This window comes from Microbacterium sp. Root166 (assembly GCF_001427145.1).
In the GTDB taxonomy this organism is placed as follows: domain Bacteria; phylum Actinomycetota; class Actinomycetes; order Actinomycetales; family Microbacteriaceae; genus Microbacterium.
This window is the reverse complement of sequence record NZ_LMGL01000001.1, coordinates 1,176,733-1,197,711: the sequence shown is the minus strand read 5'-3', so window position 1 is coordinate 1,197,711 and position 20,979 is coordinate 1,176,733. Positions and strand designations below refer to the sequence as shown.

The 20,979-nt window shown below is 70.7% G+C and carries 17 protein-coding genes; 11 read left to right on the top strand and 6 right to left on the bottom strand.

The window, feature by feature from the left end; all coding sequences use genetic code 11:
* Positions 1-6: 6 nt before the first annotated feature.
* Complete coding sequence (locus tag ASD56_RS16265) at positions 7-501, top strand: GNAT family N-acetyltransferase (protein WP_162249505.1); 495 nt, start codon at positions 7-9, stop codon at positions 499-501.
* A 64-nt stretch (positions 502-565) separates the two neighbouring features.
* Positions 566-1,831, top strand: a complete 1,266-nt coding sequence (locus ASD56_RS15975) for a GNAT family N-acetyltransferase (protein WP_082541266.1) — start codon at positions 566-568, stop codon at positions 1,829-1,831.
* An 84-nt stretch (positions 1,832-1,915) separates the two neighbouring features.
* Here ASD56_RS15975 and recQ read toward each other — a convergent pair whose 3' ends face one another.
* From recQ to ASD56_RS05420, 3 genes are all read right to left on the bottom strand, one after another.
* Complete coding sequence (recQ, locus tag ASD56_RS05430) at positions 1,916-3,895, bottom strand: DNA helicase RecQ (protein WP_055962159.1); 1,980 nt, start codon at positions 3,893-3,895, stop codon at positions 1,916-1,918.
* Between the two features lie 36 nt (positions 3,896-3,931).
* Positions 3,932-6,472 (bottom strand): DEAD/DEAH box helicase, encoded by a 2,541-nt coding sequence (locus ASD56_RS05425; RefSeq protein ID WP_055962155.1) that lies wholly within the window; start codon positions 6,470-6,472, stop codon positions 3,932-3,934.
* Between the two features lie 61 nt (positions 6,473-6,533).
* On the bottom strand, positions 6,534-7,394 hold the full coding sequence (locus ASD56_RS05420; protein WP_055962153.1) for an SGNH/GDSL hydrolase family protein: 861 nt from the start codon (positions 7,392-7,394) through the stop codon (positions 6,534-6,536).
* A gap of 189 nt (positions 7,395-7,583) precedes the next feature.
* Here ASD56_RS05420 and ASD56_RS05415 point away from each other — a divergent pair, with 189 nt between their 5' ends.
* Positions 7,584-7,904, top strand: coding sequence for a GNAT family N-acetyltransferase (locus ASD56_RS05415; protein WP_055962151.1), 321 nt, complete (start codon positions 7,584-7,586; stop codon positions 7,902-7,904).
* Positions 7,905-7,917: 13 nt separating this feature from the next.
* Complete coding sequence (locus ASD56_RS05410; RefSeq protein ID WP_055962149.1) at positions 7,918-8,910, top strand: pirin family protein; 993 nt, start codon at positions 7,918-7,920, stop codon at positions 8,908-8,910.
* Between the two features lie 66 nt (positions 8,911-8,976).
* Here ASD56_RS05410 and ASD56_RS05405 read toward each other — a convergent pair whose 3' ends face one another.
* Positions 8,977-11,988, bottom strand: a complete 3,012-nt coding sequence (locus tag ASD56_RS05405; RefSeq protein WP_082541265.1) for a S8 family serine peptidase — start codon at positions 11,986-11,988, stop codon at positions 8,977-8,979.
* A 141-nt stretch (positions 11,989-12,129) separates the two neighbouring features.
* On the opposite strand from ASD56_RS05405, the gene ASD56_RS05400 reads away from it, so the two are divergent.
* From ASD56_RS05400 to ASD56_RS05370, 7 genes are all read left to right on the top strand, one after another.
* The gene (locus ASD56_RS05400; RefSeq protein ID WP_055962140.1) at positions 12,130-12,681 is read left to right on the top strand and encodes an ECF transporter S component; all 552 of its coding nucleotides are present in this window, start codon (positions 12,130-12,132) and stop codon (positions 12,679-12,681) included.
* Positions 12,682-12,755: 74 nt separating this feature from the next.
* Positions 12,756-14,558 (top strand): ABC transporter ATP-binding protein, encoded by a 1,803-nt coding sequence (locus tag ASD56_RS05395; protein WP_055962138.1) that lies wholly within the window; start codon positions 12,756-12,758, stop codon positions 14,556-14,558.
* 11 nt (positions 14,559-14,569) lie between these two features.
* Complete coding sequence (locus tag ASD56_RS05390) at positions 14,570-15,433, top strand: energy-coupling factor transporter transmembrane component T (protein ID WP_082541357.1); 864 nt, start codon at positions 14,570-14,572, stop codon at positions 15,431-15,433.
* A gap of 49 nt (positions 15,434-15,482) precedes the next feature.
* Entirely contained in the window at positions 15,483-16,358 is an 876-nt protein-coding gene (locus ASD56_RS05385; protein ID WP_055962135.1) for a siderophore-interacting protein, read from the top strand.
* Positions 16,355-16,927 (top strand): ECF transporter S component, encoded by a 573-nt coding sequence (locus tag ASD56_RS05380; protein ID WP_055962132.1) that lies wholly within the window; start codon positions 16,355-16,357, stop codon positions 16,925-16,927. The genes ASD56_RS05385 and ASD56_RS05380 overlap by 4 nt, the downstream gene beginning before the upstream one ends.
* A 110-nt stretch (positions 16,928-17,037) precedes the next feature.
* Positions 17,038-17,835: an SDR family oxidoreductase gene (locus ASD56_RS05375; RefSeq protein ID WP_055962129.1), complete on the top strand. Its 798-nt coding sequence runs from the start codon at positions 17,038-17,040 to the stop codon at positions 17,833-17,835.
* 53 nt (positions 17,836-17,888) lie between these two features.
* The gene (locus ASD56_RS05370; protein WP_055962126.1) at positions 17,889-19,169 is read left to right on the top strand and encodes an HNH endonuclease signature motif containing protein; all 1,281 of its coding nucleotides are present in this window, start codon (positions 17,889-17,891) and stop codon (positions 19,167-19,169) included.
* Positions 19,170-19,184: 15 nt separating this feature from the next.
* Here ASD56_RS05370 and ASD56_RS05365 read toward each other — a convergent pair whose 3' ends face one another.
* On the bottom strand, positions 19,185-19,583 hold the full coding sequence (locus ASD56_RS05365) for a hypothetical protein (RefSeq protein ID WP_055962124.1): 399 nt from the start codon (positions 19,581-19,583) through the stop codon (positions 19,185-19,187).
* A 116-nt stretch (positions 19,584-19,699) separates the two neighbouring features.
* Positions 19,700-20,863 carry an acyl-CoA dehydrogenase family protein gene (locus ASD56_RS05360; protein ID WP_055962121.1) on the bottom strand — a complete coding sequence of 388 codons (1,164 nt, stop codon included), beginning with the start codon at positions 20,861-20,863 and terminating at the stop codon, positions 19,700-19,702.
* Positions 20,864-20,979 lie beyond the last annotated feature (116 nt).

Sequence of the window (20,979 nt, the reverse complement as noted above, 5' to 3'; positions counted from 1 at the left end):
AGGGGAATGGACGGACAAGGGATGCGCATCGCGCTCGAGCCGTGGGGTCAGGACGACCTCGAGGTGCTCCGCCGCGCCAACACCCCCGAGCTCACCCGGTACCTCGGCGGCCCCGAGCACGAGGACGCCCTCGCCGAGCGGCATGCGGAGTACCTGGGCTCCGGGGACACCGTGCGGATGTTCCGCGTCGAGGTCGACGGGTCACCCGCCGGCTACGCGGGGTGGTGGGAGGAGGAGCACGAGGGCGCTCCCGCCTACGAGGTCGGCTGCGTCATCGAGCCGGAGTGGCATGGCCGCGGCGTCGCGTCGATCGCGCTGGCCGAGGTCGTGCGGCGCGCGGCGGCGGGCGGCCGGCTCATCGTGGGCTACGCGAACGTGGAGAACGCGGCATCCCACGCGCTCTGCCGTCGGGTGGGCTTCGCCCTGGAGGGCACGGGCGTGTTCCCGTCCGACGACGGCGGCGAGCCGACGACCGTGAACATCTGGGTGATCCGCCCCTGACGCGGAGCGGTTCCGCCGACGTCGGAGGCACCGCCCACAATGGGACCCGACGAACGGCGGTGCGATGCCCATCACCCTCTCGCGCTGGAGCGCGGACGACTTCGGGATGCTCGAACAGGCGAACACGCCCGGCATGACCGCGCACCTCGGCGGACCCGAGACCGCCGAGCAGCTGCGCGAGCGCCAGGCCCGCTACCTCCGCCTCAACGCCAGCGGTGAGGCGTGCATGATGCGCATCGACGTCGACGGGTCGCCCGCCGGCGGGATCGGGTATTGGCTGACCGAGCACGACGGGGTGCCTGCCTTCGAGGCCGGGTGGCACGTCGAACCGCAGTGGCAGGGCAAGGGCGTCGCCCGCGAGGCACTGCGCCAGCTGATCCGACTCGTCGCCGACGACGGCCGGCGCGCGCTGCTCGTGGCGTGTCCTGGCGTGGACAACCCCGGCTCGAACGGGCTGTGCCGAGGGGCGGGGTTCGAGCTGCAGCGCTCGGCGACCGAGCCCTGGCGCGGCGGCGAGCTGACCTTCAACATCTGGGTACTGGACCTGTCGCCGCTCGACCTCTCCGGCCGGGTACCGGACGTCGACGAGCGCTTCTCCGGCACCGCCCTCGACATCGGCCGGTGGTGGCCGTTCTACACACCGCACTGGGCTTCGCGGGATGCCGCGGCCGCACGTCTCCGCGTCGGCGACGGCGGCCTCGGCCTGCGCATCGACAGCGACACCGCACCCTGGGCCCCGGACCTCGACGGCGAGCTGCGGGTGTCCCACGTGCAGACCGGGCAGTTCTCCGGGCCGGTCGGCACCGCCATCGGGCAGCACCGGTTCCGCGACGACCTGGTGGTGCGCGAAGAGCAGCCGGAGCACCGCGGCTGGCTGGTGCGGCACGGCGTGATCGAGGTGAGGATGGCGGCTATCCGGCACCCCGACGTGATGGTCGCGTTCTGGCCCATCGGCTTCGAGTCCGCGCCCGACGACTGCGGCGAGCTGTGCATCGCCGAGATCTTCGGCAGCGACCTGGACGACGACGGAGGCTGGGTCGGGGTCGGCGTGAAGCCGCAGAACGATCCGCGGCTGCGCGAGGACTTCGAGAAGGTCCGCGTCGACGGCGACCTGACGACCATGCACGACTACGCCGTCGAGTGGACGCCGCACCGCGTGCGCTTCTTCATCGACGGACGCTGGGTCAAGACCGTGGTCCAGTCCATCGACTACCCGGTGCAGTTCATGCTCGACGTGTACGAGTTCCCCCGGGCTGACGGCAGCCGCGACACAGCGGCCCTCCCCCACGTGCTGCGGGTCGAACGGGTGCGGTCGTTCCCGCCGCTGTGACCGCCGAGTTGCCGGTCGATGTCACTCCGCGGCGGCCAGAGGGACGACCTGTGGCAACTCGAAGCCGCAGGCTCGCCGCTGGGCTCAGGCTGCGGCGATGACTTCGAGGACGGCCTCGCCGTAGGCCTCGCGCTTCTTGGCGCCGATGCCGGTGACCCCGTCCAGGGCGGCCAGGCTCGCGGGGCGGACCTCGGCGAGCGCGCGCAGCGTCGCGTCGCCGAAGACGATGTACGCGGGCACGCCGAGCTCTTTCGCCACGCTCGCACGCCACTCGCGCAGAGCGTCGAACAGGCCGCGGTCGGACTCGGCGAGGGTGTCGGACGCCGACGTCTTGCGCACGCGGGTCGCGGGGACGCGGCCCATCACGTCGCGGCGCAGCGGAACCGGCGTCTCGCCGCGCAGCACCCCGGCGCCCGGTTCGCCGAGAGCCAGGGTGCCGTACTCCCCACGAGCGACGAGGATGCCACGCGCCAGCAGCTGGCGGATGACGCTGCGCCAATCCTGCTCGCTGAGGTCGGCGCCGAGGCCGTACGTCGAGAGCCCGTCGTGGCCCTGCTGACGAATCCTCTCGGTGGAGGAACCGCGCAGGATGTCTACCAGGTGGCCCGCCCCGAACGACTGGTTGCGCTCGCGCTGCAGTCGCACGATCGTCGAGAGCAGCTTCTGGGCCGGGATGAGTCCGTCCCACGTCTCGGGCGCCTCGATGCACGTGTCGCAGTTGCCGCACGGGGTGGATTCCTGGCCGAAGTAGGCGAGCAGGTTCTGGCGGCGGCATCCGATCGTCTCGCACAGCGCGAGCATCGCGTCGAGATGCTGACCCAGGCGGGTCTTGAACGCGCGATCGCCGGGACTCTGGTCGATCATGCGGCGCTGCTGCACGACGTCGCCGAGGCCGTACGCCATCCACACGACCGAGGGGTCGCCGTCGCGGCCGGCGCGACCGGTCTCCTGGTAGTACCCCTCGACGGACTTCGGCAGGTCGATGTGCGCGACGAACCGGACGTCGGGCTTGTCGATCCCCATGCCGAACGCGATCGTCGCGACCATGACGACGCCGTCGTCGCGGAGGAAGCGCGACTGGTTGGCTGCGCGGATCGAAGAGTCGAGGCCCGCGTGGTACGGCAGGGCATCGAAGCCCTGGGTGCGCAGGAACTCGGCGGTCTGCTCGACGGACTTGCGGCTGAGGGCGTAGACGATCCCTGCCGAGCCTTCGGGCTGCGAGCGGATGAACGCGGCGAGCTGCCGGCGCGGATCGGTCTTCGCGTCGATGCGGTACTGGATGTTCGGCCGGTCGAAGCTCGACACGAAGTGCCGGGCGTTCGGCAGTCGCAGCCGTTCGGTCAGCTCCCGATGGGTCGCGGGCGTCGCCGTCGCGGTGAGGGCGAGGCGCGGCACGCCGGGGAACCGCTCGGCCAGGTCGCCGAGTGCGAGGTAGTCGGGCCGGAAGTCGTGGCCCCACTGCGACACGCAGTGCGCTTCGTCGATCGCGATGACGCTGAGCCGCCCGCGCGCGAGGAAGCGCAGCGTGGACTCGTTGTTCAGTCGCTCGGGAGCGACGTAGAGAAGGTCGAGATCGCCGGCGAGGTACGCCTGCTCGACGCCCGCGCGCTCGGTCGGCGACTGGGTGGAGTTGAGGTACGCGGCACGCACGCCGTTGGCCAGCAGCGCGTCGACCTGATCGTGCATGAGCGCGATCAGCGGGCTGACGACCAGCCCGGTGCCGGGCCGGACGAGCGCGGGGACCTGGTAGCAGACGCTCTTGCCCCCGCCGGTCGGCATGAGGACCACGGCGTCGCCGCCGGCGATCACCTGCTCGACGATCGCCGCCTGCTCGCCGCGGAAGGTGTCGTAGCCGTAGACCTCGTGCAGCACCGTGCGGGCGTCGGCGCCGACGAAATCGCGACGAGGCGCGGAGGCGAACACCGACGGGACGGCGACCTGCGCGGGGCGTGCGAAGCCGGACGACGGCTCGTCGTACGCCGGATCTTCGAAGTCGGGCGGCGGAACGAGCTCGTCGGGGTCCCACACGAGGTCGGCGTACGGGTCGCCCTGCGGAATGCTCATCCCTCCCAGGGTAACCGCGGGCACCGACGCCGCCGTCTACAGGCGAACGACTCCGGTCACGCGCACCACCGCGGTGCCCTCCTCCTCGGAGGCGGCGAGGTCGACCTCGGCGCGGATGCGCCAGTCGTGGTTGCCCTCTGGATCGTCGATCGTCTGCTCGACGATCCAGAGGCCCGAGGTCGCGGCATCCGTCTCGTCGATCGACACCAGGCGCGGCGACCTGGCCGGTCCGCCGGTGCGGATCTCATCGTGCTCGTCGAAGTACGCGTCGAGCGCGGCCGGCCAATCGACCTCGGGATCCAGCGCGAGCAGCTCGTCGTCGCGCTGCAGGGCCGCGAGCTTCACGCGACGGAACAGCTCGTTGCGCACCAGCACCAGGAACGCCCGGCGGTTCGTCAGCACCGACGGCGGCGCGGGCGGGACGACCGGCGCCGACGGGTCGTCCGTCGGGTTGATGAGCGCCTCCCACTCGTCGACGAGGCTCGAGTCCACCTGCCGCACGAGCTCCCCGAGCCACGCGATGAGGTCGAGCAGGTCGGGGGTCTGCGCCTCGGTGGGCACGGTCTGGCGGATCGCGCGGTATGCGTCGCTCAGGTAGCGCAGCACCAGGCCCTCGCTGCGAGCGAGCTGGTAGTGGTTTATGAGCTCGGCGAAAGACAGCGCGCGCTCGAACATGTCGCGCACGACGGATTTGGGCGACAGCTCGAAGTCGCGGATCCACGGCTGGCTCGTGGCGAACACCTCGTACGACTGCGCGAGGAGCTCCTCGAGGGGCTTCGGGTAGGTGACGGCCTCGAGCAGCTCCATGCGCTCGTCGTACTCGATGCCGTCGCGCTTCATGGCGGCGACGGCCTCGCCCCGCGCGAGGAACTGCTGCTGCGACAGCACCGGGCGCGGGTCGTCGAGGGTCGCCTCGATGACGCTCACGACATCGAGGGCGTAGTGACCGGTTCCCGCGGTGCCCGGGGCTCCTGCGGCCGCGGCACCGTGGTGAAGCTCGACGTCGGGGTCGAACAGCCCGATCGCGGCGAGCGCGAACGGAGACAGCGGCTGGTTGAGTGCGAAGTTGGGCTGCAGATCGACGGTGAGACGGATGCCGCCATCCGGCGCCACCTCGACCACCTCGGCCGCGACCAGGGTCCGGAAGATCGCCAGGGCGCGGCGAGCGAGCTCGTACTTCCGCGCGCGTGGCTCGTGGTTGTCGAACACGAGCGAGCGCACATTGGCGAATACGTCGCCGCCCCGCGCGATGACGTTGATGAGCATCGCCGCGGTCAGCTGCAGCTGCGGCACGAGGGGCTCGGGCTCGGCATCCACCAGTCGTTCGTAGGTGGCCTCGCTCCAGTTCACGAAGCCCTGCGGCGCCTTCTTGCGCACGACCTTCTTGAGCTTCTTCGGGTCGTCACCCGCCTTCGCGACGGCCGCCGAGTTCTCGATCTCGTGGTCGGGCGCCATCACGACGACCGTGCCGGCGGTGTCGTAGCCCGCCCGGCCCGCGCGGCCGGCGACCTGGTGGAACTCGCGTGCGCTGAGGTGCCGCATCCGCTGTCCGTCGTACTTGGCGAGGGCGGTGATCATGACCGTCCGGATCGGGACGTTGATGCCGACGCCGAGGGTGTCCGTGCCGCAGATGACGCGGAGCAGGCCCCGCTGCGCCAGCGTCTCGACGAGGCGCCGGTACCGCGGCAGCATGCCGGCGTGGTGCACGCCGATGCCGGCGCGCACATACCGCGAGAGGGTCTTGCCGAAGGCCGTGGTGAAGCGGAAGCCGCCGATCGCCTCGGCGATCTGATCGCGCTGCTCGCGCGAGACCACCCGGATCGACGACAGCGCCTGCGCTCGCTCCATGGCCGCGGCCTGAGAGAAGTGCACGATGTACACCGGCGACTGGCCGGTCTGCATGAGCTCCTCGACCGTCTCGTGCACCGGGGTGCGGGCGTACGAGAAGTGAAGGGGAACGGGCCGGTCGACACCGGTGATGCGAGCGGTGGGGCGTCCGGTGCGGCGCGAGAGGTCGTCGGCGATCGGGGTGACGTCGCCGAGCGTCGCCGACATCAGGATGAACTGCGCACGCGGGAACAGCAGGAGAGGGACCTGCCAGGCCCAGCCACGATCGGTGTCGCCGTAGTAGTGGAACTCGTCCATCACGACCTGGTCGACGTTTGCGTCGGCACCCTGGCGCAACGCCAGGTTCGCGAGGATCTCGGCGGTGCAGCAGATGATCGGCGCGTCCGGATTCACCGACGAGTCGCCCGTCACCATGCCCACGTTGGCCGCGCCGAAGATGTCGACGAGCGCGAAGAACTTCTCGCTCACGAGCGCCTTGATCGGCGCTGTGTAATAGGTGCGTCCGCCGCGGGACAGCGCGGCGGCATGGGCCGCGATCGCCACCAGCGACTTGCCCGTGCCGGTCGGGGTGGACAGCACCACGTTCGACCCGGACACGATCTCGATGAGCGCTTCGTCCTGTGCGGGGTACAGCGTCAGGCCGCGCTCCGCCGCCCACTCCACGAAGCCGAGGTACGCGGCGTCGGGGTCGGCGCCGTGCGGGACGGCGTCCAGAAGCGAGGTGGGCATTCCCCGAGTCTGCCAGGCCGGCGATGCGAGGCCGCCTGGCAGACCTTCGAGGATGCCGGGCTCAGCCGCCCATCAGCGGCGCGATGGCCGCGGCGATGGCCGCCGCGTAGGCCTGCTGGCCCGCAGCGTTCGGGTGGAATCCGCGGTCGGCCGTGCCCTTGCCGGACGACAGGCCGCTGATCCACCGGTCGCCGGTGTCGCAGAGTGCGTGGCCGTCGAAGGCGGCGTCGACATCGACGTACACGACCCCGGGGTCCCCGGTCTGCAGCGTGTAGCCCTCGACGGTCATCTCGATCGCCGTGTTCACGCCCGCGAGACCGGCGTTGACGGCCGTCGTCTGCATTGCGGAGAACTTCACCGGGCCGCCCTGGAAGGCTCCCACGTTGCAGTCGCTCATGAGGTTGTCCTTGAACAGCAGCGGATACCCCGTGACGACAATCAGCGCCTGCGGTGCCATGGTCCGCACCGCGACGATCAGCTGAGCGATTCCGGGCGAGATGGTCAGGGCATCCTGATTCGCGGCGGCCAGCTCCGTCGCGCACGCGACGTCCGATCCGGCACTGCTGCACGCGAGGAGCACGTCCTGCCACCCGATGTTGTTGACGCCGGCCGTGATGGTGACGAGCTGCGTCGCCGGACCGATGTCGCCGAGCTGCGTGGTCAGCACGTCGAGGGTCGTCGCGCCCGCGCACGCGTTGGACTCGACACCCCCGGTCATGGCGGCGAGCAGCATCGGGTACGACTTGGCCGAACGCAGACAGCTCTCATCGACGTAGGGCTTGTTCCCGGTGCCGGCGGCCTCGGAGTCGCCGATCGCGACGTAGGTGTCCCCCAGATGCCCGTCGGCGGCGGCAGGTGCGGTCGAGAGCGCAGAGAACGCCAGAGCCAGAGCGGCGGTGAGCGCGAGAGCACGTTTGTGCATGGTTCCCCCTTGAATCGAACGGATCAGTCGATTCCCCCAACGATCGGCTCGGCGCGAGTGGCTGCCTCGAACTGAGGCTGACGATAGACCTCGAACCGCCCCCGCGCCAGGGGTGACTCACGCGGCTCGGCCGCTGGCGGAACACCGTGGCCCGCCCGTACGTTGTTGAAGGACGACGAAAGGATGCCGATGCCCGCCTCCACTGATCTGACCTCGGTCGTACGCAACGACGAGGACCGCCGGTACGAAGTGCACGTCAATGATGTACTCGCCGGTTTCACCGTGTTCCGCGTCGACGCCCGCGGTCGCGTGCTCTTCCCGCACACCGAGGTCGACCCCGCCTTCCGCGGGCGCGGCCTCGCGCAGGCCGTGGTCGCCGAGGCGATGGCGGACGCCGCGCGGCGAGGCGACACGGTCGTCCCCCACTGCCCCGTCGTGGCCCGGTGGCTCCGCGAGAACGAGGTCCCCGGTCTGACGATCGAGTGGCCCGAGCAGGCCCACCCCGAGTGATCCGGCCGATCCGATGACCCGGCTCGACACCGACGACGCCGTCGCCACCGAGAGCGCCGCCGAGAGCAGGGGACCCCGCACGCTGCTGCTCGAGGCCCGCGAGGTGCCGCTGGGCGGAGTGCGGGCGATGTCGGTCCGGCGCGCTCTGCCGCAGCGGGACCTTCCGCTCGTGGGGGCCTGGTGCTTCCTGGACCGGTTCGGACCCCAGGTCACCCGCATGCGCGTCGAGCCTCATCCGCACATCGGTCTCCAGACGGTGACCTGGCCGTTCGTGGGCGACGTGCGACACCGCGACACCGTCGGCAGCGATGTGCTGGTGCGCCGGGGCGCGCTCAACCTCATGACGAGCGGGGCCGGCATCGCGCATTCCGAGTATTCCGTCGGAGAGGATGCCGCTCCCCTCGACGCCCTGCAGCTCTGGGTCGCGCTTCCCGAGTCGCGCCGGCACGGTGCGCCGGCGTTCGAGCAGCATGCGGAGCTGCCCGAGATCGAACTCGCCCCGGTGACCGGCGATCCCGGATCGGCGACCGTCGTGCTCGGCGAGTTCGCGGGCGCCGCCTCTCCGGCGACGACGTACACGCCCATCGCCGGAGCGGAGATCCGTGTGCCCGCCGGGTCGCGGCTCAGCCTGCCCCTGAACCCGACGTGGGAGTACGCCGTGATGGGCGTCGACGGTGACGCTTTCGTGCACGCCGATGCCGAGCAAGAGCCGGGCATCGGCGTCGATGACGCGCACCTGCTCTTCCTCGGCACTGGCCGAGCCGCGGTGGAGGTGTCGAGCGTCGCCGGTGCGACCGTGTTCCTTCTCGGCGGCGAGCCGTTCGAGGACGACATCGTGATGTGGTGGAACTTCGTCGGCCGCAGCCACGAGGAGATCGTGACCGCCCGGGACGAGTGGGAAGCGGCATCCGATCGGTTCGGTCATGTGGTCGGACACGGCCCCGAGCGGATCCCGGCACCACCGCTTCCCGCGGTGCGGCTCACCCGGCGGCGACGCCGGGTCTGACTCCGCACCCCAGACGAGGAAAGGGCGCCCGGGCCGAAGCCCGGGCGCCCTTCTCAGTGGGTTCCGTTACGGAACGTCGACCGAGAGCACCGTGCGCACCCCGGAGTCGCCGTAGCGGACGACGCCGACGTAGCTGCCGGCCTCGAGACCGCTCCACGACAGGGTGTACTGCGTGAGCACGCTCTCCGTGACCGGAAGCGGGTTCGGGGTCGCTGTCAGCGATCCCTCACCGATCGGGTAGGCCACGGCGCTGGTCGCCTGCCACGTGAACGGCGAGGTGAACGAGAACACGTGGGCCTCGACGAGGTAGAACCCCGCCTCCGGCGCTGCGACCTGGACGGCCTCGTCGGCCGAGCCCGATGCGGAGCTCCACGTCTCGTAGTAGCGCCAGTCCTCGGGGCCGACCACGCGGTACACCGACAGGTCGAGGTCCGACCCGGTGTCGTCGGCCGAGTCCAGCGCGAAGCGGGCCAGCTCGGCACCCTCCTCGACCTCCACCACGTAGTAGCTGTAGCCGTCGTCGGCCGCACCCGTGGTCTCGTCGCCGTCCACGAGGACGTTCTCCTTGGCCAGGCCCGCCAGGTTCAGCGGCAGTTCGCCGCTGACACCGGGCGTGATCTCGACCTCGACGCTGCCTTCGGCGCCCGAGCCCTCGACGGACTCCGGAGCGTCGGCCGTCACGGGGAAGACCGCGATCGGCGAGCGGACCGACGTGGCTCCGCTCGTCCAGGTGAGCGAGCCGGTGGCCCACGCCTCCGCCTCGGCGGCACCCTTGGTGAAGGTGACCTCGAAGGTCTTCGTCTCGCCTGCCGCGCCGAAGGTCAGCGAGCTCGGCTCGACGACGACGTCGATGCCGGCGACGGCAGCGGTCGAAGTGAACGTGCCCGCCTTGGTCGAGGTGACCGACCGGGTGACCGTCTGCGGACCCGCGAGCGAGCCGATGCCGATCGACGCCAGGTTGAGGTCGCTCGCGTCCGTCGGCTCGATGCCATCGAAGTCCGCCAGCTCGAGTCCTTCGAGGTAGCTCGCCCAGTCCGCGGCACCGTTGAGGTACAGCAGGCCGGCGTCGAAGTACTTCGTGGGATCGACGTGCCCCGCACCCTGAGCGAAGGGATCCGTGTTGGTCGAGCCGTCGTCGTTGACCGTGTCGTACGCGGTCGTCATGAGCGCCGACTTGATCTCCGACGGCGAGGCCATGGGCCGCTCGCCGAGGTACAGCGCGCCGAGGCCCGCGACCTGCGGGGACGACATCGACGTGCCGGACTTGAAGCCGAACGTCGCTGCCTCCTTCGGTCCGTTGTGGGTGGCCGCGAGGATCGCGACACCCGGAGCCGAGACGTCGGGCTTGATGACGTCGTTGCCGTCGGCGAGCATCGGTCCGCGGCTCGAGAACCCGGCGACCACGGGGGTCGGGGTCTCGACGCCGGTGACGTTGGCGCCGACCAGCGTGGCGGTCGCGTCGGCCGTGTTGCGCACGTAGTCCAGCAGAGCCGTGCGGTGCACGTGGCTCAGGTGCACGGTGGGCACCGAGTGGAAGTCGTTGTCGAGCGAGCCGGCCGTGACGTTCACCAGGATCATCCCGGTGCCGCCCGCCTCTGCCACCGACTGCGACTTCTCGACGCGGGCGTTGGTGCCGCGGTCGCACACGACGATCTTGCCGGCGACCTTCGCCGGGTCGAGCGTCCCGAGGAAGCACAGCGCCGCCTCGGCGGGCACCGCGCCGGCGGCTGCGACGTCCTGCGAGTACACGACCGGAGCCGTGATGGTCTCGCCGAACGGCACCGACACCGATGCGCCGGCCTCTTCGAAGCCGTTGGGCAGCTGCACGGTTCCCTCGTAGGTCGGGATCGTGGATGCCGCGACCGTGGTGTACCACGGCGACGCGTGGTCGGCCGTCGAGGCGCCGGGGCCGGAGTTTCCGGCGCTCACTGCGACGTAGACGCCTGCCGCGGCGGCGTTGAAGAACGAGATGTCCTCGGCCGCCAGCACCGTGGTGGCCGAGCCGCCGCCGATGGAGTAGTTGATGACGTCGACGCCGTCGGCGACCGCCTGGTCGATGGCGGCCAGCAGGTCGCTCATCGCGCAGATGTCGTCGGTGGTGACGAGGTCGTCCGGGCCCACGTAGCAGGCCTTGTATGCGGCCACCTTGGCGGCGGGCGCGACGCCCGAGATCTTGCCGAAGTCGACGCCCTCGACCGTCGCCGCGACGCCGAAGTTGCCGGCTGCCGTGCTCGCGGTGTGCGAGCCGTGGCCGTCACCGTCGAGCGGCGAGAGGTAGTCGTAGCTGAAGTCGAACCCTGAAGCTGCGGCACCGGCGCTGAAGTGGCGCGCGCCGATGAGCTTGGTGTTGTAGTCGTGCTTGTTCCAGCTCTGCCCGATCTCGATCGTGCTGCGGAACTGGGTGCCGTCCGACTTGTCGAAGACGATGGTGTCGCCGTTGACCGTGTACGGCTGGGCGCCCGCCTTCTTCTTGAGCGCTTCGCCCGCGAACGACGGATTGTCCGCCGCGATGCCGGTGTCGATGACGCCGACCACGACACCCTTGCCGGCCTCGGCGACGCCGCCCACGGCATCCCAGACCCCGCCGGTGCCGGCGTCGCCGGTGCCGAGGCCGAGGAACTCGTGCGAGGGCACGGCAACGGGGTGGCGGACCTCGTCGGCGAAGACGCCGAGGACGTCCTTGTTGGCGCGGAGCTTCGCTGCCTCGCCGCCGCTGAGGTTGGCGCTGAAGCCGTTCAGCGTCACCTGGTAGGTGGTGTCGGGCGTGACGCCGGCCTCGTCGGCGACCGCCTTCTGCTCCTTCTTGAGGTGCGCGACGTACTTCTGCGAGTTGGCGGAGTGCGCGTCGAGCTGGCCGCCCTTGGCCGGCTTGGTGCGCTGGATGCCTGCCTCGCCGCCCTCATAGGTCGCCAGCGGTGCGTCCTTGAGGAGCACGATGTAGCGGCCGGCGGGAGAGTCGATCGGAATCGGGGATTTCACCTCCTCGGGCGCTGCGCCAAAGCTGGCGGTTGCTGCGGTGCCGGTGAACAGTGCGGCGAGTGTGACGACCGCTGCTGCTCTCACGGAGGTTCGACTCATTGGAGTCCCCCATCTAGGTGTGCAGGAGTATGTCGCGCCACTTCGTCGGGGCGCGACAGGCTCAAACCTAACCGCGAAGTGAAATTCCGTAAATGAGGAATGTGTGAGAAACGCGGAGCAGGCGGCCAGTACTGTGGGCAAGTGGCCAAAGGTTCCCGGATCTCGACGAGCGTTCTGCTCACCTGCGCGGCGATCGGCGTCGCAGCCGGTGTGCTGCAGGCTGCTGCCGGGGCGCTCAGCGGACCGATCACCGTAGCCGCGCCGATCCTCTACGGACTCGTTCTCGGGGTGCATGTGCTCCCCGGTGTGATCGCACAGGAGCTGCTGCGGGCGCCTTGGGTGGCCCTGCTGACCCACCTTGTCGCCGCCCTCGTCGCGAGCGCCGTCGTGCCCGTGTGGATCGGGCGCTACGTCGGCACCGCCCTGCTCATCGGCGGGCTGCAGGAACTGGTCGCGGCGGTCTCGAAATACCGGCGCTGGGAGGCCTGGCGGTTCTTCGTGTCGGCGCTGATCGTCGGCGTCATGCTCGCCGGCCTGATCTGGTTCACCGCCGACGTCTCCAAGTTCGAGCCCTGGGCGCAGCTGGTCTACATCGCACTGTTCGTGCTGGGTCCGCTGCTCTGGACCGCGGTCGGTCTCGCGATCGGCCGTGCGCTGCGTCGCGCCGGCGTTCCACGACGCCGAGTGGGCTGACGACATCCGGCGACACGGGGTGGTTAGGGTCGGCTAAGTTAGGAGACGCTTAGTTCCTCCAGCCAGGAAGTCCCGTGACCGCACTCGAGCGCGACCCTGCCGCCGCGCCCGCGGCGGCAGTCGCCGTCCCCCTGGTGCGGGTGCGTGGTGTCGGGATCACCCACGACGGCGAAGAGGCGGCGGCTCCGGCATCCGTCTCCTTCGACATCGGCCGCGGCGAGGTCGTCCTGCTGCTCGGACCGAGCGGGTCCGGCAAGTCCACGCTGACGCTGGCGCTCAACGGCCTCATCCCCCACGCGATCCCGGCCGACATGACCGGTTCGATCGACGTCGGCGGCACCCTGACGACGGCGTCGACGGTGGCGGAGCTCAGCACGCAGGTGGCGATGGTCTTCCAGGACCCCGACGCCCAGCTGGTGACCGGCACCGTTCTGGACGAGGTCGCGTTCGGCCCTGAGAATCTCCGGATGCCGGTGGCCGAGGTCCTCGCCCGGGCCGAGGCGGCACTGCGCCGCGTCGGCCTCTGGGAGCGGCGCGGCGACAACCCCGATCTGCTCTCCGGCGGCGGGCGGCAGCGCCTGGCGATCGCGTGCGCCCTCGCAATGGGCTCGCCGCTGCTGGTGCTCGATGAGCCGACGGCCAACCTCGACCCGAGGGGCATCGAGGAGGTCTACGCGGCGCTCGCCGACGTCGTGGCTGCGGGCGACCGCGCGATCCTGCTGGTCGAGCACAATCTCGACGCCGCGATCGGCTTCGTGGACCGCGTGGTCGTGCTGGATCAGGACGGCGTCCTCGTCGCCGACGGCACGGTCGACGAGGTGCTGCGGCTGCGGGCCGACGAGCTGCACGAGATGGGCGTCTGGCTGCCGGTGTCGGCGATCGCCGCGCTGCCGCTGCGCCGCGCCGGCTTCGCGCTGGAGCCGCTCCCCCTCACCCCGGCCGAGCTGCGCGCCGCGCTGGAGTCTGCGGAGGCGCCCGCTGCAGAGGTCGTCGAGCGAGCGCAGCCCCCGGTCGTCGAGCCAGCGAAGAGCGACGACACACGCCGGGCTGCGGCATCCGCTCCCCTCATCTCCGTGCGCGGCCTCACCCTGCGCCGCGGTCGCACCGAGGTGCTGCACGGCATCGATCTGGACGTCGCCGCGGGCGAGTTCACGGCCGTCATCGGAGCGAACGGCGCCGGCAAGACGACGCTGATCCAGGCGATGGCCGGGGTTGTGCCGCCGCCGCGCGGCACCGTGACGGTGGCCGGCCTCGACGTGGGCCGGACGGATGCCCGGACGCTGGCCGCGCACGTGGGCTTCGTGTTCCAGAACCCGGAGCACCAGTTCATCACCCACACCGTGTTCGACGAGGTCGCACACGGGCTGCGTCGGCAGAACCTGGGTGAGGACGAGGTCCGCGAACGCGCGATGGCTCTCCTCGAGCGGTTCGGACTCGCCGAGCGCGCGGACGCCCATCCCTTCCTCCTCTCCGGCGGGCAGAAGCGGCGGCTGTCGGTCGGAACCGCGCTCGTCGCCGGTGCCCCGGTGCTGGTGCTCGACGAGCCGACGTTCGGACAGGACCGGGCGCGTGCCGACGAACTGCTCGAGCTGCTGTCCGAGCTCAATGCGGACGGCACCACGATCGTCGTCGTGACCCACGACATGCAGCTGGTGACCGAGCACAGCGACCGCACGGTCGTGCTCGGCGGCGGCCGCGTCCTCGCGGCCGGCCCGACCGCCGATGTGTTCGGCGACACCGCGCTGATCGAGCGGGCCGGTCTGCGCCTGCCGCCGCTGCGGCGAGCGCTCCACGGCCTGGCGCGGCATCCGGAGCTGGCCGGCGTCACCCGGCTCGCCGATCTCCCGGACGCCCGCCCGGCGGGAGGCGCGCGATGACCGCTTCCGAGATGAACGCGGTGGAAAAGAGCACCGTGGAGCCCCTCACCGCGGCACAGGGCGTGCATGCCCCCGTCGACCCGTACGCTCAGCGCGTCGCGGCCTCGCCGGTGCGGTTCCTGTACCCGCTCAACCCGCTCGCCAAGCTCGCCGCGCCGATCCCGGCGATCGTGCTGCTGGTCTTCGTCCGCGACCTGGCCACCCCGGCCGCCTTCCTTCTGCTCGCGTACGCGATCCTCCTCGTCGGCGTGAGCTTCACCCGACGACTGGTCCTGCTTCTCGTCGCGCTCCCGCTCGGCGCGGCGCTCATCGGCCTGAGCTTCTCGCTGTGGACCGACGCGTCGCGCGTCGATCAGTCCGTCGTCATCTGGCAGATCGGCGAATGGACGCTCTACGGCGGCGCGCTCGAGGTCGGCATGGCCACGGGCCTGCGCATCGCGGCCATCGTCGCGCTCACGCTCATCGCCGGGCTGTCCACCGCCGGACCCGACGTGGTGCGCGCGAGCGTGCAGCAGCTGCGAGTTCCCTACCGGATCGGCTACACGGCGCTGGCGGCGTTCCGCTTCGTCCCTCGGTTCGGCCACGAGCTCGACGTCATCCGTCAGGCTCACCGGGTGCGCGGCGCCCACGGCGGGCGCGGGCCCTTCGCCGCGGTCGCGCGGTGGTTCGGCTACATCGTGCCGCTGCTGGCCGGGGCGATCCGGCACGCCGAGCGCGTGGCGCTCGCGATGGACGCCCGCGCGTTCGGCGCCTACCCCGACCGCACCGAGCGGCACCTCGTGCCGTTCCGCGCACGCGACGTCGTGTTCATCGTGCTGCTGTGGGCCGTGTCGGCCATCATCGCGTGGACCTTGTTTCCCTGGGGGCTGGCATGACCGCCGCGCCCCTCACCCCTGTGATCGACCCTTTCCCGACGGAGGACCCATGGCGCTCGCCAGCAGACTCGTGAAACCCGAAACGTCCGGGCTGGTGCATCTCACGGTGCTCCGCCGGGAGCGTCTCTCGCCGCACTGGATGCGCATCACCCTCGGCGGGGGCGAGATCGACCGCTTCCGGCCGATGGGCTACGACCAGTGGTTCCGCCTCTTCCTGCCGCTCGGCGGCGACGAGGGCCTCGACCGCCTCCCCGCCAAGGCGAACAAGATGTTCGGCTACCTCCGCTACCTGCGCATCCCGGACGGGGTCCGCCCGGTCATGCGCAACTACACCGTGCGCGCCTATCGCTCGGCGACGGCCGAGCGCGGTGCCGAGATCGACGTGGACTTCGTGCTGCACGGCTCCGCCGAGGAGGGCACCGCCGGTCCCGCCTCGCGGTGGGCCGAGACGTGCGAGGCCGGCGAGAGCGTCGTCATCATCGACGAGGGCCTCGCCTTCAACCCCGAGCGCGGCACCGATCGCGTTGTGCTCGTGGCCGACGAGACCGGCCTTCCCGCGATCGCCGGGGTCTGCGCGTCACTGCCGGAGACCGCGACCGGCGTCGTGATCGTCGAGGTCCCCTCGGCCGAGGACGCCCTCGAGTTCCCGCATCCGGCCGGAGTCTCGGTGCAGTGGATCGTGCGCGAGCACGACGTCAAGCCTGGAACGCCCGCCCTCGCGGCGCTCCAGACGGCGACCCTTCCGGATGCCCCGTTCCACGCGTACATCGTCGGCGAGCAGGCGCTGCCGACCGAGGCCCGCCGTCACCTCGTCGGAGAGCGCGGCGTCTCGAAGGACCTCGTGAGCTTCTGCGGCTACTGGCGCGTCGGCGCGGCATCCCCCACCCCCAAGTCGCAGCTCGCCACGGCGGAGGCCCACGCATGAACCGCGTCACGACCGCTTTCCTGCTCACCTGCGCCGCGATCGGCGTCGCAGGCGGCGTGCTGCTGTGGGGCGCCGGCTGGGCCTCGACGGTCCTGTTCGCCACGGTGCCGTTCGCATCGGCCGCCCTCGCCGGACTCTGGCTGCTGCCCGCGACGGTCGCCCTGCGACTCCTCGAGCGTCCGCTGGCAGGCATCCTCGTCGGCGTGCTCTCGGGCCTCGTCGTCTTCCCGTTCATCGGCGCCGCGATCTGGTGGGCGTTCTTCGCCGAGCTCGCCTTCATCGTCGCGCTCTACCGGTCGTGGCGCACCTGGCAGTACTACGCCGGCGCCGTCTTCGTCGGGCTGATCTACCCGGTGCTGGCCGCCGCGTCGTTCGACCTGTGGTCGATGCCGGTCTGGGCGCTGGTCGGGTTCTTCGCATTGACGGTCGCCGGCTGCGTCGCGGGGGTCGCCCTCGGCATCCTCATCGCCGATCGCCTCAAGCGCGCGGGTGTGGCCCGGGTCGCGCGGCGACGCAGCCTCGCCGGTCGCGGCCTCGGTCGTGGGGACGGTCCGGCCGGACAGCACTGACACCGGAGTCGGATGCCGCGGCTGACGCCCCTCCACCGGGGCGCAGGTCGCGGCATCCGCTCGTGTCAACCCCGTTTCGTGCGCCTCGGTGGCGGGCGAGCCTCGGGGGCATGACCTTCACACCCACGCGCGCAATCGTGACCGGCTCCGACTCGGGCATCGGAAAGGCGACGGCCGTCGCGCTCGCCGCCGACGGCATGGATGTCGGCATCACCTGGCACACCGATGAACAAGGCGCGAGAGACACCGCGCGTGAAGTCGAGGCGCTCGGGCGACGGGCGGTCGTCCGGCGTTTCGATGCGACCGACATTCCCGGCTGCGGCGACGTGATCGACGACCTCGCCGCCGAACTGGGCGGCCTGGACGTCTTCGTGAACAACGCCGGCACGGGCGACAATGCGCCGTTCCTCGAGCTCACCCTCGACCAGTGGCGGCACACCGTGGCGGTCGACCTCGAGGCGGCCTTCGTCTGCCTGCAGCGCGCCGCACGTCACATGACGGGCGGCGGTGAGGGCGGACGGCTCATCGCGATCACGAGCGTCCACGAGCATCAGCCGCGGGTGGGCTCGGCCGCCTACGACGCCGCGAAGCACGGACTCGGCGGGCTCATGAAGACCATCGCGCTCGAGCTCGGACGGCAGGGCATCACCGCGAACTCGGTCGCGCCGGGTGAGATCGCGACGCCGATGACCGACCAGGAGGACGTGGACCCGCACGGCGTCGACCGGCCCGGCGTTCCGCTCGGCCGGCCCGGCGACGCGCGGGAGGTCGCTGCCGTGGTGGCGTTCCTGGCCTCGGCCGAGGCCTCGTACGTCACGGGCGCGTCGTACGCCGTGGACGGCGGGATGCTGCAGATGGGACCGCAGGCGGGCTCGCACCTCGAGTCACACGCCTGGCGCTTGGACTGAGGCCGGCCGGGCGGACGCCGCGCAATATCGGAACCCCTGGTCAGAATAGGAATGTGAACCCCTCGCCGGAAGCACTCCCGACCTCGAACGAGGACGAGTGCGCGCTGGTGAAGGGACTCGTCGAGAGCATCGTCCAGACCCGCACCGCGATCGCCGCGCTGCAGGCGTTCGAGACGACGATGCTGGCCGCGGCGGTCTCGCTGGCCGATGAGCAGGCGGCACGCCGCCCGGCCGAATCCGCGGCATCCGACATGCCCCTTCGCTCGATAGCCGCCGAGATCGCCACCGCACTGCGCATCAGCGATCGATCCGTTCAGCGCCAGCTCTCCGACGCGCACGCACTTGCCGGGCGCTTTCCCGCAACCCTCGCCGCTCTCGGCGATGGGCGCATCTCGCGAGCCCACGTCGCAGCCATCACCGAGGCCGGCGGATCGATCGAGGACGACGATGCTCGCGCCGAGTACGAGGCGCAGGTCATCGGGCGGGCGCTCAGCGAAACCCCGGGTCGGTTGCGCCCGATCGCGCGCATGCTGGCCGAGCGTGCCCGGTCGCGCTGCGTCGACGAGCGCCATGCCGAAGCGCGGAGCCGTCGCCGTGTGGTCGTCACCGACCTCGACGACGGCATGGCCGAGTTGTTCTCCGTGCTGCCTGCGGCGCTGGCCCACGGCATCCATGACCGGCTCACGTCGATGGCCCTGGCAATTCGACAGTCGACTGCGGAATCGGATGCCGCAGCCCCGGCCGATCCTCGGTCGATCGACGAGTTGCGGGCCGACGTCGTCTGCGACCTCGCCCTGTCAGGCACTCCCGCCGGACACGGCGAAGGTCTGGATGCTATCGCTGCAACGGTTCAGATCACTGTGCCGGTACTCACGCTGCTCGGCAGCGGAAACGCGCCCGCCACGCTGGCAGGTCAGGGCCCGATCGATCTGGACACGGCGAAGCGGCTGACGGCCGGAGCGCCGGGGTGGGATCGCGTGCTGACGCATCCGATCACCGGAGCCGTACTCGCCGTCGACCGGTATCGACCCACGGAAGAGCTGCGGCGATTCCTGCGCGTGCGCGATGAGCACTGCAGGTTCCCGGGATGCCGTACGGCAGCACGGCGGTCTGACATCGACCACACCCACGACGCGGCGCTTGGTGGCGCGACGCGCGAGGACAACCTCGCGCACCTCTGCCGAAGACACCACGTGCTCAAGCACGCGAGCACGTGGACGGTGAAGCAGGTCGGCGGAGGCGTGCTCGAGTGGACGAGTCCGACCCACCGCAGGTACGTCGATTCGCCTGCGCCGACACTTCGGTTCGTGCCCGGGGATCCGCCGCCGTTCTAGGGCGACCCCGCCGGTTCAGCTCACCAGGTCTTCGTACCGCGCGAGGGAAACGATGCCGTCCGCCGCCGATTGCAGCGCCGGGTCGTCCGTGATCAGCGCATCGGACTGCAGCGAAGCCACCGCCAGGTACTCCGCCGGACCGATCTCGTCCAGGTCGAGCTGCCGTGCCAGCGTGAAAGCCACCGCTCGCGAGACCCGGTCACCGAGCAGCCGGATCTTCACCGACGCCAGCTTCTCGAGCTGCTCCCGGGCCGTCGGTTCGTCGAGCGTGCCGGCCCGGACCTCCGCGTACAGCAGCGTCAGGACGTCCGACCTCAGCGCCGCCGGCCCGACGAGGCTGTGCCCCGAGGCGGGCTCGGCGTCGTCCCGGATCAGCCGCAGCAGAGTCGGCGCATCGATCGTGAACCTGGTCATCGCCACATCGTCGCACCGGCCGCCGACACCTGTCACCATCAACGCCGGATGCCGCGACCCGAACCCCCGAAGGGGCCGGGCCGCGGCATCCGATTCAGTCAGCCGGCCAGTGCGCGCTAGCGCTTGCCGACGATCTGACGCGAGACGAGGTCGCGCATGATCTCGTTCGTGCCGCCGTAGATGCGGTGCACGCGGGCGTCGAGGTAGGCGCGGGCGATCGGGTACTCGGTGATGTAGCCGTAGCCGCCGTGCAGCTGAACGCCGACGTCGAGCAGCTCGGCCTCGCGGTCGGTCGTCCAGAACTTGACCTTCGCGGCCTCTTCGGCCGTGAGCTTCTCGTCCTTGTAGAGCATCATGGCGCGGTCGACATAGGTCCACATCACGTCGACCGTCGTGGCCATGTCGGCGAGCTTGAAGCGGGTGTTCTGGAAGTCGGCGATGCGCTCGCCGAAGGCCTCGCGGCTGATCACATAGTCGCGCGTCCAGGCGAATGCCGCCTCACCGGCCGCGGCAGCCGCAACCCCGATGGAGAGGCGCTCGAGGGGCAGGTTCATCATGAGCTGGATGAAGCCGAGCCCCTCCTTGCCGCCGATGAGGTTCGCCTCCGGCACGAAGACGTCGACGAACGACATCTCGGCGGTGTCCCAGCCGTGGAAGCCCATCTTCTCGAGCTTCTTGCCGTGGTCGAAGCCCTCCATGCCGTCCTCGAGGATCAGCAGGCTGAAGGCGTCCGGGCGGTTGCCCTCACCGGTCTTGACGAAGGTCACGACCATGTCGGCGGTCTTGCCCGACGAGATGAACGTCTTGGCGCCGTTGACGATGTAGCCGCCGTCGACCTTCTTCGCGGTCGTCTTGATGCCGCGCAGGTCGCTGCCCGCACCGGGCTCGGTCATCGCGAGAGCGCCGAGGATCTCGCCGGTGGCCATCCCCGGCAGCCACTTCTCCTTCTGCTCCTGGGTGCCCATGTGCACGACGTAGGGGATCGCGAGGTCGTCCTGGATCCCGAGCGCACCCGCGAGCGAGCCGAGCCCTGCGCCGATGGTCTCTTCGAGCACGATCGAGCGGAAGCGGTAGTCCTGCAGCATTCCGGCGCCGCCGAACTCCTCCGGCACCGACAGGCCGATGACGCCGGCCTCGCCGGCCGCGAGCATCGTCGCCCGGTCGATCTCGCCGGCGGCATCCCACTGGCGGCGCTTCTCATCGGACGCATAGCGCTTGATGAACTCCTTGACGACGTCGCGGAACGCCTCGTGATCCTCGTCGTAGATGTTGCGCTCCATGTGCGCCTTCCTCTCGTCTTCGAGCCCTGCGCGGGCGGCTGATCGCCTGCGACCGCACCGGGCAGTCCTCCGACGATGATATTCACGGCACGGGCGTGACGGGGGTGCGATGTGAG